The following is a 13267-nucleotide window of genomic DNA, read 5'->3' as shown; positions in this document are numbered from 1 at the left end:
TGTAATGTCTCGGGATGACCGCGAACCTATCGGACGTAAAGGGAAAGCGCCAAAACGTAAGCCTGAACGCAAGCAGGCCATACGACGTCGCAGGGATGACGACTATGATGATGATGACTATGACGATTATCAGGACGACTATGACGACGATGATGATTACGACGGCGATGACAAAATGACGCGGAAATCGCAAAGAAGACGGCGCTGGCTGGGGCTGGCGATCAAGCTGTTCCTGATCTTTGCCGTAGCGATGGCGATCTATGGCGTCTATCTCGACAGCCAGATTCGCAGCCGTATTGAAGGCAAAGTCTGGCAGTTGCCGGCTGCCGTCTATGGCCGCATGGTCAACCTCGAGCCTGGCATGGCCTATAGCCAGAAAGAGATGATTAGCCTGCTGGAAGGTATGCAATACCGTCAGGTGAGCCGTATTACTCGTCCGGGCGAATTCAGCGTGCGTGGCAACAGTATCGATATGTTGCGCCGTCCGTTTGATTTCCCTGATGGGAAAGAAGGGCAGATTCAGGCGCGCCTGACGTTTGCCAACGATCGTCTGTCGCAGATCCAGAATCTGGACAATCAGCGTAACTTCGGCTTTTTCCGTCTCGATCCAAAACTGATCACCATGATGCAGTCGCCGAATGGCGAACAGCGTTTGTTTGTGCCACGTGCTGGTTTCCCCGATCTGTTAGTGGATACGCTGGTGGCGACCGAAGACCGTCATTTCTATGAGCACGATGGCATCAGCCTGTACTCGATTGGTCGTGCGTTTTTAGCGAACATCACGGCGGGACGAGCAGTGCAGGGGGGGAGTACGCTGACGCAACAGTTGGTGAAGAACCTGTTCCTGACTAACGAACGTTCGCTGTGGCGTAAAGCCAACGAAGCCTATATGGCGCTGATCATGGATTATCGCTACAGCAAGGATCGTATCCTTGAACTGTATCTTAACGAGGTATACCTCGGTCAGAGCGGTAACGATCAGATACGCGGTTTCCCACTTGCCAGCCTGTATTACTTTGGTCGTCCGGTGAATGAACTGAGTCTCGATCAGCAGGCACTGCTGGTGGGGATGGTGAAAGGGGCGTCGCTATACAACCCGTGGCGTAACCCAGATATTACGTTAGAGCGACGTAATCTGGTGCTGCGCCTGTTGCAGAATCAGCAGGTGATTGATGCCGACCTGTACAACATGCTGAGTGCGCGTCCGCTGGGCGTACAGCCGAAAGGCGGCGTAATCAGTCCTCAGCCCGCGTTTATGCAGATGGTGCGTCAGGAGCTGCAACAGCGGCTTGGCGACAAAGTTAACGATCTCTCCGGCGTGAAGGTCTTTACCACGCTCGATCCCGTCTCGCAGGATGCAGCGGAAAAAGCGGTAGAAGTGGGCGTCCCGGCACTGCGTGCAGGGCGTAATGTTAGCGATCTCGAAGCAGCGATGGTCATTGTCGATCGTTTCAGTGGCGAAGTCCGCGCGATGGTTGGCGGTGCTCAAACGCAGTACGCCGGATTTAACCGTGCGCTACAGGCGCGTCGTCCTGTCGGATCGCTGGCGAAGCCACCGACTTACCTGACGGCACTGAGCCAGCCGGACACCTATCGTCTGAATACCCTGTTGGCAGATGAACCACTGTCGCTCAAGCAGCCTAACGGACAACTGTGGCAGCCGAAGAACTACGATCGTGAATTCCGTGGCCGCGTCATGTTAGTCGATGCGTTGGCAAACTCGCTGAACGTCCCAACCGTCAATCTGGGGATGGCCGTGGGGCTGGATCAGGTCACGGCAACGTTGAAGCGTTTAGGTATCCCCGAAAACGTGATTCAGACTGTACCAGCGATGCTGTTGGGGGCGATCAGTCTCACGCCGATGGAAGTAGCGCAGGAATACCAGACGATCGCCAGCGGCGGCAATCGTGCTCCACTTTCCTCACTGCGTTCGGTGATTGCGGAAGATGGTACGGTGTTGTATCAAAGCTTCCCGCAGGCTGAACGAGCGGTTCCGGCGCAGGCAGCCTATTTGACGCTATACGGCATGCAGCAGGTGGTTGAACGCGGTACGTCACGGTCACTGGCGGTGAAATTCCCGAATTATCATCTGGCAGCAAAAACCGGTACCACCAATGATCTGCGCGACAGTTGGTTTGCCGGAATTGACGGTAAAGAAGTGGCGATTAGCTGGGTAGGGCGTGATAACAACGGCCCAGCCAAGCTGACCGGGGCGAATGGTGCGCTGACGATTTATCGTCGCTATCTGGAAAATCAAACGCCGCTGCCGTTGATGTTGACGCCGCCGGAAGGCATTACGACCATGACGGTGGATGCCAGCGGGAACTTTATCTGCAACGGCAGCAGCGCCGGACGCGTCTTGCCAGTCTGGACGGATAATCCGCAGGCACTGTGTCAGGCTAGCCAGCCGCAGCCTTCCGCGCAGCAGGGCCAGCAAAACGGCGAAGGCGTCGCTGACTGGATCAAAGAAATGTTTGGTCAATAATCTCTCACAGCCCCCGGTTAATCTATTGTCTCTTATAGACAAAGACAGGAGCATCACGTGTTTTGTCGTTATCCGGCGTAAAAAATTATGCTGAGGAGATAGCAGGCTTAGGATGAGCCGCATGGACGCGGCGAAAGCTTGCGTCACGTCAGGAACGTGTCGCAAGCGGTCCGTTAAGCTTGATACCGACGAAGGCACCGCTTTAGCGGCATAATTCCCGGCAAAAGCTGGGGTTCATAGGGGGCTGGCGTAGCCCACTATGTCGGGCGCGTGCTACAAGGTAGCATGAAAATAACGGTATTATCGCGCACGAAACCGCCTCAATAGTGGCATAAAATGTGCCTAATAGGCTGAATCTGTGGTGTTTTTTTTATCTGCTATTTTGGGGCGAGTACCACATCCTGCCTGATACCGCTTTACCTGTCATGCCATTCTGGCGCTGACAGGTAAAAGTCTTGCGATTGGCATTCTGTTGCGCCTATCATGCTGCCTTTATCGTAATCATTATCGTTCTCTTTTAGCTTGATCGTTATGGGTCTGGTTCGATAGTTACGGGAATAGCGATCGCCGCTTAACCCCTTTCCGTCCGTGACATTAAAAATCAAAAGCGCTATGCAAAATCAAACTGTACTGCCTGATACCACCTACAGACTGGATGACGTGAGCTTTTCCGTCGCCGGACGCACGCTGCTACACCCGTTATCGATCACGTTTCCGGTGGGGAAAGTGTGTGGTCTGATTGGGCACAATGGCTCAGGCAAATCGACATTGCTGAAAATTCTGGGTCGCCATCAGCCTGCCAGCAGCGGTACCGCGCTGTTGGGTGAACAGGCGACCGGAAGCTGGGACAGCAAATTGTTCGCCCGTCAGGTTGCCTATTTGCCGCAGCAGCTTCCTGCCGCAGAAGGGATGACCGTGCGCGAGCTAGTCGCCGTGGGGCGCTATCCGTGGCATGGTGCATTAGGCCGTTTCGGCAGCGCCGATCGGGAAAAGGTCGAAGAGGCCATCACGCTGGTGGGATTAAAGCCGTTTGCTAACCGTCTGGTGGATAGTCTGTCCGGCGGTGAACGGCAGCGAGCCTGGCTGGCGATGACGGTGGCGCAGGACAGCCGCTGCCTGCTGTTAGATGAACCGACTTCTGCACTGGATATTGCGCATCAGGTTGAGGTTCTGGCCCTGATTCAGCGCATGAGCCACGAGCGTGCCATCACCGTGATTGCGGTGCTGCATGATATCAATATGGCTGCTCGTTACTGCGATCATCTGGTGGCATTGCGCGGCGGTAAAATGATTGCGCAGGGTGAGCCTGTCGCGCTGATGCAAGGGGATGTGCTGGAAAGTATCTACGGCATTCCTATGGGCATTCTACCTCATCCGGCTGGTGGCGCACCGGTCAGCTTCGTTTGTTAACTCGGTTTACCTGCTAATGATGCCTGAATTTTTTTCTTCCCCGCATTCCCCCGATCCGCAACGCCGTCGTCTATTGACGGCGTTGCTGCTGTCGCCGCTGGTTTATTCGGCGGCGAGCAGAGGCGCAACACGTGTTTTTCCTGATTTAAGCCGTATTGTGGCGCTGGAATGGTTGCCTGTTGAACTGCTTCTGGCGTTGGGCATTACGCCCTTCGCGATTGCCGATAAGCATAATTACAACCTGTGGGTGAAAGAGCCTGCGTTGCCAGAGTCAGTGATTGATGTGGGGTTACGTACTGAGCCTAACCTTGAGTTGCTGACGCAGATTCGCCCATCCATGATTCTTTACTCTGAAGGTTATGGCCCTTCGGTCGCGAAAATGTCCCGCATTTCTCCGCTTCTAGGCTTTGGGTTTAGCAGCGAACAGGGAAAACCGCTGACATCGGCACAGACCTCAGTGATGAAACTGGCCGATGCGCTAAATATGAAGGCGGCCGGAGAACGGCATCTGACGGAGTTGTCGCAGTTTCTCCAGCAGGAAAAAATCACGCTTCAGCCGTATACCGAGCGGCCGCTGTTGCTCATCACGCTGATCGATAGCCGTCATGTACTGATCATCGCCAAGAACAGTCTTTTTCAGGAAGTGATGGATCATGTCGGGATAGAGAATGCCTGGCAGGGTGAAACCAGCTTCTGGGGCAGTACGATTGTGGGCATTGAACGTCTGGTGGAAATCGGTGATGCCAATGTGCTCTGCTTCGAACATGGCGATAGCGCCATCAGCGCGCAGCTTGATAATAATCCGCTCTGGCAGGCCATGCCATTTGTGCGTCAACAGCGTTTACAGCGTGTGCCTGCCGTTTGGCTGTATGGTGGAACGCTCTCGGCGATGCGCTTTTGCCGCATATTGAATCAGGCATTGGAGGCGAGAAATCATGCCTAATTCTTTGTCTATCGCGCACAAGCGTACTGTGCACCCATTGGTACTTCCCATTGTTTTAATTGGTTTTCTGCTGCTCGTGATTCTGGGGATGGGCAGCTACAATTTGCAGCAGCAATTACCTGTATCGCAGTGGTTTGAGGCGCTGACACAGCCCGCTTTGAACAACATGCAGCAGCTTCTGTTCCACTACAGCCTGTTACCGCGCATGGTGCTGGCGCCGCTGATTGGTGCAGGGCTGGGGCTGTGTGGCGTGCTGTTCCAGCAGGTCTTACGTAATCCGCTGGCTGAGCCGTCAACGCTGGGGATCGCCACAGGTGCACAGCTAGGCATCACGGTGGTAACCCTGTGGGCACTGCCCGGTGGCGAATGGATCCAGCAGGCCGCTGCGATGATCGGTGCGCTGATGGTTGGCGCACTGGTGTTTGGCGTTGCCTGGGGCAAGCGATTATCACCAGTGACGCTGATACTGGCGGGGCTGGTGCTGAGTTTCTACTGCAGCGCGGTCAATCAACTGCTGGTGCTCTTCCATCATGAACAGCTTCAAGGCTTATTCTTGTGGAGCAGCGGCGTGCTGAACCAGCAGGACTGGAGCAATGTGCAGTTTGTTCTCCCGCGTCTTCTGGTGTGTTTCTGTCTGGCGCTGCTTCTGATTCGTCCGCTAACGCTGCTGGGACTGGATGACGGCGTTGCGCGTAATCTGGGACTTGGGCTGTCGCTGGCACGCTTGAGCGCGCTTGGGTTGGGGATTTTCCTGTGTGCGCAGTTGGTGAATGCGGCGGGCATTATCGGTTTTATCGGCCTGTTTGCGCCGCTGCTGGCGAAAATGCTGGGTGCACGGCGTTTACTGCACCGACTCTTATTAGCCCCGCTGCTGGGAGCGCTGCTGCTCGGTGTCACCGATCAGGGCGTGATCTGGCTGAACCGGGTGTGGCTTGACGTACCAACGGGCGCGGCAACGGCGCTGATTGGCGCGCCGCTGTTACTGTGGCTACTGCCGCGTCTGCGTAATAGCGGCCAACCCGCGATGGTCGACAGTAATAGCACGCCGACACTCGAACGTAGCCTGTGGGGAAAGTGGCTGCTGCTCGGCGTCATGCTGCTGGGAATGGTGATTATCACGGCGTTGATGTTGGGGAAAGATGCGGAAGGTTGGCAGTGGGGCGGTGGCGATGTGTTAGCGCAACTGCTTTCATGGCGCTGGCCTCGAGTTCTGGCTGCGCTAACCGCTGGGGTCATGCTGGCGGTAGCGGGAACGCTAATACAGAAATTAACGGGTAACCCGATGGGAAGTCCGGAAGTGCTGGGGATTAGCTCCGGCGCATCGTTTGGCGTCATTATTTTACTGTTCTTCATCCCCAGCAACGCGTTCGTGTGGCTGCTTCCGGCAGGTAGCGCGGGGGCAGCATTGACACTGTTGGTCATGGTGATTATCGCCGGACGAGGCGGTTTCTCCACGCAGCGTATGCTGCTGGCGGGGATCGCGCTGAGTATGGCGTTCTCTACCGTGATCGCGCTGCTGTTAGCCAGTGGCGATCCGCGTATGGGCACCGTACTGACCTGGCTGTCGGGATCAACCTATGCGGTCGAACCTGTAGATGCGATACGCACGGCAGCGATCGCGATTCTGCTGCTGTTGATCGTCCCGCTCTGTCAGCGCTGGCTGCGTATTCTGCCGCTTGGTACTACAACTGCCAGATCGCTTGGCGTGGCCGTCACGCCAGTTCGCCTGCTGGTTTTGCTGTTGGCTTCGGTGCTGACTGCAATGGCAACCATGATGGTTGGGCCGATGAGCTTTGTGGGCCTCATGGCACCACATATGGCACGGATGCTGGGCTTTAGCCGTGTGTTGCCGCAAATCGCCAGCTCTGCGCTGATTGGCGGAGCGCTGATGGTGATTGCGGACTGGTTTGGCCGGATGATCCTCTTTCCGGCGCAGATTCCGGCAGGGCTGCTCGCGACGTTTATCGGTGCGCCTTACTTTGTTTATCTGTTGCGTAAACAGGTGAAGTAACGCGAGCGTCGGCGGGAAGGGAAAACCGCCGATGCCGTGTGATTAGCCGGAGACGTTGATGGCTTCGATCAGCATCCAGAACGTGGTGAGCACCAGAGAAAGCGCCATGATGCCGTTGAAGGCTTTCAGTTTCCACGGTTCCTGAAGATGTTTACCGATGCGATCGCCGAGTAGCGCCCAGACTAAAATGCAGGGCAGATTGAGCGCCATAAAGGCGATCATAATGGTGAAAATGCCGTTACTGGCGGTATAAAGCAGCGCGATGTTGCTGGACATCAGCCAGGCTTTCGGATTCACCGCCTGAAATAATGTTCCTTGCAGTACAGTCATCGGCTGTACTCGCCCTTGTAATTCTGGTGCCGACGAGCGCACGATTTTCCACGATAGCCACAGTAAATAGGCGCATCCCAACACGGTAAGGGGAAGGCGGATCATGCTCATCCAACTCAGCAAAAGCTCCAATGCCACGCCCATCAACACCGTTTGTATCGCGCAACCCATGACAATGCCCATCAGCATCGGTAGCGTACGACGCAGACCAAAATTGACGCCTGACGTCGCCAGCAGCAGATTATTTGGCCCCGGCGTGATCGACATAACGGTGACGTAGCTGAAAAAAGAAGGATCGAGCATGGTGTTATCCTGATGATGGGGAAGAACACTATAGTAGGCAGAAAAAATAAATGGTTACAGATACACAAAATGATTATTGTAATGGGTACAAAATGCATTAATCGTTAACTGTACTCATTGGCTTGCGGGGGAACTGTGTCCATCATCGATTCACAAGAAAGCACGCTCTATCAACAACTCGCGGAAACCTTCGCCACGGCCATTCATCAAGGGACGCTAGCATCGGGAAGCCGTTTGCCTTCTATTCGTCGAGTGGCTGGTTCACATCAGGTGAGTGTCAACACGGTGTTGAATGCCTGGCGTATTCTCGAAGATCGCGGGCTGATCGAAGCACGACCACAGTCCGGCTATTTTGTCCGAGGGCGTCTGCCGTCGCTAACGGAAAGCAAACCTCACCGTGCGCAGGTGATTGTGCCGGGCAGTGAAAAACTGGATCTGATTGATACCGTGTTTGCTGCCCAAACTCACCCCGACTACACCAATATTTCTCTGGCGTGCCCGCAGCATGCTGATTTCTATCCGACTGAGAAGATCAGCCGCATTGCCGCCTCCTTGCTGCGACGACAGCCTGAACTGATTGGGCGCTATGCGCTGCCGCCGGGCAGTGAACGGCTGCGACGCGAAGTGGCGCGTCGAGCGATGGATTTGGGGATGACATTGACCCGTGAGGACATCACGATCACTCACGGCTGTATGGAAGCGCTACAGCTGGCGTTACGTACGGTTACGCAGCCGGGCGACTGTGTGGGGCTGGAAACGCCAACCTATTTTTATCTCTTTCCTCTGCTAGCCAGTCTGGGATTGAAAACGGTAGAGATTCCTACCGATCCGCAGCGTGGCCTCGCGCTGGATGCGTTGGAGCTGCTGCTATCAGAAAATCGGTTACAGGCGATTATCGCCATGCCGAACGCGCAGAATCCGTTAGGGTGCAGCATGACGCTGGCGGATAAAAAGCGGCTGGCAAAGCTGGTCAATGATTATCAGGTGCCACTTATCGAAGATGGATTATACAGCGAGCTTCAGTTTACCTGGCCGCTGTCGCCGACTGTCAAAGCCTTCGACCGCGAGGGTTGGGTTATTTACTGCTCCAGCTTCACGAAAACGCTGGCACCCGATTTTCGCATCGGCTGGATAGCGTCGGGGCGTTTCCGGGCAAAAGTGGCGCGATTGAAAGCGGTGTCGTCAATGGCGGAATCGGCATTGCTATCGGAAACGCTGGCGCAGTTTCTGGAGTCCGGCGGTTACGATCACCATTTGCGCACGCTACGTCGCCGCTATGCCGCGCAGATGGATGAGGCTCGTGGGCTGATTGCCCGGCATTTCCCGCAGGGTACGCGCGCGACGCAGCCGCAGGGTGGGTTTGTCTTCTGGCTGGAATTACCCGGCAGTGTAGATGGGGTTGAGTTATTCCATCGTTTGTTGCAAGAAAAGATTTGCGTCACGCCCGGTGAGCTCTACACGCTGAGCGGCCGCTGTAAGCACGCGCTTCGGCTGTCTTGCTGCTACCCGTTTGATGAACGCTACACGTATGCGCTTAAGCGTGCTGGCGCACTGGCGTGTGAAATGAGCGGCATCGGGCCGGGTAGCGCAGAATAGCGTTATGGCGTGCCGTTTCGTCCCCAGGTCAGGTAGCCTGCTCGCTCACTTAAGTGCTCATAGTAGGCGCGGACGGCAGGATAGTCTGTGTGTTCCAGCGACGTTTCATACCAGCGGTTTACCGATAACCCGATAGGAATATCGGCCAGCGTAAACGCGTGTCCTGCAACGTAGTGGCCAGTCCGCTCCAATTGCTGATTCAAAATGCCCATGGTGCGCGACCAAAGCGCGCAGGATTCTGCCAATAGTTGCGGATCCTGATGCGCGGAAGACTGACGTACCAGCGACATAAAGGCGTAACGCCATGAGGGATTGAGCTCGGTGGCCTGCCAGTCGATCCATTGGTCTATCGCGGCGCGACTACGCGGATCCTGTGGGTAGAGCCAGCTTCCGTCTTTCGCATTGGCGAGGTAACGTAAGATCGCGTTCGATTCCCACATGACGAAATCCTCATCCTGAATAACCGGTATCATGGCATTCGGATTGAGCGCTAAAAATTCCGGTGATTGCGGTGACTTATAGCCATCACCCCAGTCTTCGCGGTGAAAGGGAATTGCCAATTCATCGCACAGCCATAGCACCTTTCGAACGTTGATCGACGACGTGCGTCCTAGAACCTTTAACATGACTTCTCCGCTATTTTCAGGCAAGTAGACATACTCATAACCAATTTGAAATGGCTTGTCATTCTCAAACGATAATCCTGACGAAAAAGGTGGAAGGCAGAATTTGAGGGTAGAGGAGGGCTGTTATTAAGCTGCCATGGCGTCATTCCGTGACGCCATGGTGTACGCGTTCGCTTTACAGGCGCGAGAAGCAGACCTGTGCGGCTTCGATGGTGCGTTCAATGTCCTGTGGCGTATGTGCCAGCGACATGAAGCCTGCTTCAAAAGCGGACGGCGCGAGATAAATCCCTTCTTCCAGCATCATGTGGAAGAAAAGCTTAAAGCGTTCGACGTCGCACTTCATCACATCCTGATAGCAGGTAACGCTGTCGGCATCGGTAAAGAACAAGCCGAACATGCCGCCTGCCTGATTAACCACCAGCGGAATATTTTCGGCTTTCGCGGCAGTCAGCAGGCCGTCAGCCAACTGATTGGTCAACGCAGTGAGCTTTTCATGTACGCCGGGTTTCGCCACTTCGGTCAAACAAGCAAAGCCTGCGGCCATGGCGATGGGGTTGCCGGAGAGCGTTCCCGCTTGATAAACAGGGCCAGTTGGTGCCAGCGCCTGCATGACTTCACGCTTGCCGCCGAATGCGCCGACTGGCATGCCGCCGCCGATGATTTTCCCCAGACAGGTTAGATCCGGTACTACGCCGTAGTGTGACTGTGCTCCTGCTAGCGCGACACGAAAGCCGGTCATGACTTCATCGATGATGAACAGAGCGCCAAACTCGTCACACAGTGCACGCAGGCCGGGCAGGAAATCTGGCAGCGGTGGAACGCAGTTCATATTGCCCGCAACGGGCTCGACGATGATCGCGGCGATATCGTTGGGATATTGTTCAAACGCGGCGCGTACGGATGACAGATCGTTATAGACGCAGGTCAGCGTATGACGGGCGAAGTCGGCCGGAACGCCGGGAGAGTTCGGTTGACCCAGCGTCAGCGCACCAGAGCCTGCTTTTACCAGCAGACAGTCGGCGTGACCATGGTAGCAGCCTTCAAATTTGATGATTTTATCGCGGCCTGTGTAACCACGCGCCAGACGAATCGCGCTCATGGTGGCTTCTGTTCCGGAGTTGACCATTCGTACCATATCCATGCTCGGCACTAGAGATGTGACGAGACGCGCCATCTGCACTTCCATCTCAGTGGGAGCACCAAAACTCAGACCGCGTTCTGCGGCAGCAATCACAGCATCACGAATCGCCGGGTGATTATGACCCAGTACCATTGGGCCCCACGATCCCACGTAATCAATGTACGCCTGTTCGTCGACGTCGTAGAGATAGGCTCCGTCTGCCCGTTCGATGAACAACGGCGTGCCGCCGACGCCGTTAAAGGCGCGGACAGGTGAATTCACACCGCCGGGAATAAGTTGCTGCGCCGCAGCATACAGGCTTTCAGATTTGTTCATTACGCGGTCCTGACTGGTCTTGATCGTAAAATGTAGGGGTATTCTAATGAACTGACCGCCGTTATGAAATCGCTGTGCAGGTTTTCACTTGAAAACGCGTTGCATCATACCCACTGATAGTACTGGCTGAGGGGCATATGAAGCGGCATAATGCGGCGATTATTTCAACAGCAGCTGTCAAATCTTGAACGTTTTCTAATCCTGCCGGATAATAAGCATATGAATGTGGGTCTATCACCTGATAAGCCCTGAGTTGGGAGTAAAAATATGAGCGACGATATAGCAGCACTGCCTCTGCAATTTACCGATGCGGCGGCAAGCAAGGTGAAAAACCTGATTGCTGATGAAGAAAACCCAGAGCTGAAACTGCGCGTGTACATCACGGGCGGCGGCTGTAGCGGTTTCCAGTATGGTTTTACCTTTGATGATCAAATCAACGATGGCGACATGACCATTGAGAAACAGGGCGTGGCGCTGGTGGTTGATCCGATGAGCCTGCAATATCTGGTTGGCGGAGCAGTCGATTATACCGAAGGGCTGGAAGGTTCTCGCTTCATCGTGACGAATCCGAATGCGAAATCTACCTGCGGCTGTGGTTCCTCTTTCAGCGTCTGATCCCGCATTACAGTTATTCACCGACTAAAAAATAAAAACCGTGTCTTATTGAGACACGGTTTTTTTATAGCAGACATTTTTTATAACAATTAACCTGCCACAGAAGCGCTAAAAAATACGCCCCGTGTTTTACTGTGGTTACCATTCGACCGTAATCAACCGTGTTTCCGTACCTTGCGTCGTTTTTGTCGCGGAGGTAGAAAATTTTGCCTGATCGACCTGAATACGTGACTCAGTAATTTTAGGTTGAGGTACAGATGCTACGTTACAGTTCATTTGATATTGACCGGATTGCGGCGTGACGCCACACGACGGTAATATCGTCAGTTGAGCGTTAATTTGCCCACCCTGACTCCCTGCATATGCCGTGCTACAGGCCGCCATCAGCAGACCCGCGTAAAGCAACGCACTTTTCATGTTAAAGCTACCTGGTGTAAAGGAACCGATATCGGTTCAAAATTTTTATTTACTGCATATTGCTTTGGCTTTATCGCCCAGTGGTAATCAACACCTTTTATTGGTGTCTATGATTCCACCGTTACGCTCAGATTATCGGCAAATAATGGCGAAATAAAAGTCTGCTAGTGTTACAACTTGTATATTAATGAAGCTATTGTTATCGGAATGATTTCACAGTGTTAATTAACAATCACTTTGCTGACGAAGACGTGGATCTTAATTCTATTAATTGAGAGCAAATTTGTTGTGCTGCCAAGAGCAAGCGAGGGCCGCTACGGCTGAACCAGTCCTCATTGACGGTAATAATGGGAACCGCTAACTGCGGTTGCCAAAATGCCTGTGCATTGGCAATTTTATCTGGCGTACCGCCGATAATAATGGCCTGTGGCTGCCGTCTTAACACCTGTTCACGGCTTACCTGCGGCCAGGGTACTGGGCTGTCGGCAAAGATATTTTCTGCCCCGCACAGTGAAACGATCTGACTTTGCAGCGTCGCTTTTGACGAGGTAAACAGCGGCTGAGTGCCAAATTGAATGAATACCCGCAATGGCGCTATGTGTGCTGCCTTACGTTTCTCATCCGCGTGTTGTCGTTCGCCTATTTGTTGCTGAAAATCTGTCGCGGCCCGTTCGGCTTGTTCAGGATGGCGGCTATAGGTTGCCAACTGTCGTAATGACGCCGGAATATCGTCTAACGTTTTCGCATCCAGATAAACGATGGGAATCGAGAAATTAGCGAGCTGTTCCAGCGGACGCTGCGGGTTACCCTCGCGCCAGGCCAGAATAAGATCGGGCTTGAGTGCGAGGATCCGCTCAAGGTTGATTCCCTGCCAGGAGGCAACCTGTTCCAGCTTTTTCGCTTCCGGCGGGTAATCTGACCAAGCGCTGACCGCAATCAGCTGTTCGCCCATTCCTGCCGCATAGGCCATTTCCGTCGCGTGTGGTGCGAGACTGATAACACGCTGCGGAATGGCATAAGCGGCGGTGCAGAGCAGCAGCCCTGTCAGCCAGCAGAGGAACCTGACGGTCATCGA

At 54.3% G+C, this 13267-nt stretch carries 11 protein-coding genes; 6 read left to right on the top strand and 5 right to left on the bottom strand.

Annotated features, from left to right (window positions below):
- Nucleotides 1-4: 4 nt before the first annotated feature.
- The 4 genes from mrcB to fhuB all read left to right on the top strand — a co-directional run bounded on the left by mrcB (nucleotide 5) and on the right by fhuB (nucleotide 6849).
- The gene (gene mrcB / locus A0G03_RS18185) at nucleotides 5-2485 is read left to right on the top strand and encodes a bifunctional glycosyl transferase/transpeptidase (RefSeq protein ID WP_048261617.1); all 2481 of its coding nucleotides are present in this window, start codon (nucleotides 5-7) and stop codon (nucleotides 2483-2485) included.
- A gap of 612 nt (nucleotides 2486-3097) precedes the next feature.
- Nucleotides 3098-3895 (top strand): Fe3+-hydroxamate ABC transporter ATP-binding protein FhuC, encoded by a 798-nt coding sequence (gene fhuC / locus A0G03_RS18180; protein WP_048261697.1) that lies wholly within the window; start codon nucleotides 3098-3100, stop codon nucleotides 3893-3895.
- A 16-nt stretch (nucleotides 3896-3911) separates the two neighbouring features.
- A complete protein-coding gene (gene fhuD, locus A0G03_RS18175; protein WP_048261615.1) occupies nucleotides 3912-4838 on the top strand; it encodes a Fe(3+)-hydroxamate ABC transporter substrate-binding protein FhuD in 927 nt (308 codons plus the stop codon).
- Nucleotides 4831-6849, top strand: coding sequence for a Fe(3+)-hydroxamate ABC transporter permease FhuB (gene fhuB, locus A0G03_RS18170; RefSeq protein WP_048261613.1), 2019 nt, complete (start codon nucleotides 4831-4833; stop codon nucleotides 6847-6849). Before fhuD ends, fhuB begins: the two co-directional genes overlap by 8 nt.
- A 42-nt stretch (nucleotides 6850-6891) precedes the next feature.
- On the opposite strand, the gene A0G03_RS18165 is transcribed toward fhuB, so the two are convergent.
- Nucleotides 6892-7482: a LysE family translocator gene (locus A0G03_RS18165; RefSeq protein ID WP_048261611.1), complete on the bottom strand. Its 591-nt coding sequence runs from the start codon at nucleotides 7480-7482 to the stop codon at nucleotides 6892-6894.
- A gap of 135 nt (nucleotides 7483-7617) precedes the next feature.
- Here A0G03_RS18165 and A0G03_RS18160 point away from each other — a divergent pair, with 135 nt between their 5' ends.
- A complete protein-coding gene (locus A0G03_RS18160; protein ID WP_048261609.1) occupies nucleotides 7618-9078 on the top strand; it encodes an aminotransferase-like domain-containing protein in 1461 nt (486 codons plus the stop codon).
- Nucleotides 9079-9080: 2 nt separating this feature from the next.
- Here the strand turns inward: A0G03_RS18160 and A0G03_RS18155 are convergent, their stop codons facing one another.
- Nucleotides 9081-9704, bottom strand: coding sequence for a glutathione S-transferase family protein (locus A0G03_RS18155; protein WP_048261607.1), 624 nt, complete (start codon nucleotides 9702-9704; stop codon nucleotides 9081-9083).
- 175 nt (nucleotides 9705-9879) lie between these two features.
- On the bottom strand, nucleotides 9880-11160 hold the full coding sequence (gene hemL, locus A0G03_RS18150; protein ID WP_048261605.1) for a glutamate-1-semialdehyde 2,1-aminomutase: 1281 nt from the start codon (nucleotides 11158-11160) through the stop codon (nucleotides 9880-9882).
- A gap of 267 nt (nucleotides 11161-11427) precedes the next feature.
- On the opposite strand from hemL, the gene erpA reads away from it, so the two are divergent.
- A complete protein-coding gene (gene erpA, locus A0G03_RS18145) occupies nucleotides 11428-11775 on the top strand; it encodes an iron-sulfur cluster insertion protein ErpA (RefSeq protein WP_005969047.1) in 348 nt (115 codons plus the stop codon).
- Between the two features lie 138 nt (nucleotides 11776-11913).
- Here the strand turns inward: erpA and A0G03_RS18140 are convergent, their stop codons facing one another.
- Nucleotides 11914-12192 carry a hypothetical protein gene (locus tag A0G03_RS18140; protein ID WP_048261603.1) on the bottom strand — a complete coding sequence of 93 codons (279 nt, stop codon included), beginning with the start codon at nucleotides 12190-12192 and terminating at the stop codon, nucleotides 11914-11916.
- A gap of 232 nt (nucleotides 12193-12424) precedes the next feature.
- Entirely contained in the window at nucleotides 12425-13264 is an 840-nt protein-coding gene (gene btuF / locus A0G03_RS18135) for a vitamin B12 ABC transporter substrate-binding protein BtuF (protein ID WP_048261600.1), read from the bottom strand.
- Nucleotides 13265-13267 lie beyond the last annotated feature (3 nt).

This window comes from Pectobacterium peruviense (assembly GCF_002847345.1).
Classification (GTDB): domain Bacteria; phylum Pseudomonadota; class Gammaproteobacteria; order Enterobacterales; family Enterobacteriaceae; genus Pectobacterium; species Pectobacterium peruviense.
Note: the sequence above shows the minus strand (reverse complement) of the source record. Positions and strands in the feature narration are given on the sequence as shown.

Coding starts and splice junctions, on each gene's coding strand:
- A0G03_RS18165 (WP_048261611.1), bottom strand. CDS start 7,482: ATGCTCGATCCTTCTTTTTTCAGCTACGTCACCGTTATGTCGATCACG.
- A0G03_RS18140 (WP_048261603.1), bottom strand. CDS start 12,192: ATGAAAAGTGCGTTGCTTTACGCGGGTCTGCTGATGGCGGCCTGTAGC.
- fhuB (WP_048261613.1), top strand. CDS start 4,831: ATGCCTAATTCTTTGTCTATCGCGCACAAGCGTACTGTGCACCCATTG.
- hemL (WP_048261605.1), bottom strand. CDS start 11,160: ATGAACAAATCTGAAAGCCTGTATGCTGCGGCGCAGCAACTTATTCCC.
- erpA (WP_005969047.1), top strand. CDS start 11,428: ATGAGCGACGATATAGCAGCACTGCCTCTGCAATTTACCGATGCGGCG.
- btuF (WP_048261600.1), bottom strand. CDS start 13,264: ATGACCGTCAGGTTCCTCTGCTGGCTGACAGGGCTGCTGCTCTGCACC.
- fhuC (WP_048261697.1), top strand. CDS start 3,098: ATGCAAAATCAAACTGTACTGCCTGATACCACCTACAGACTGGATGAC.
- fhuD (WP_048261615.1), top strand. CDS start 3,912: ATGATGCCTGAATTTTTTTCTTCCCCGCATTCCCCCGATCCGCAACGC.
- A0G03_RS18155 (WP_048261607.1), bottom strand. CDS start 9,704: ATGTTAAAGGTTCTAGGACGCACGTCGTCGATCAACGTTCGAAAGGTG.
- mrcB (WP_048261617.1), top strand. CDS start 5: ATGTCTCGGGATGACCGCGAACCTATCGGACGTAAAGGGAAAGCGCCA.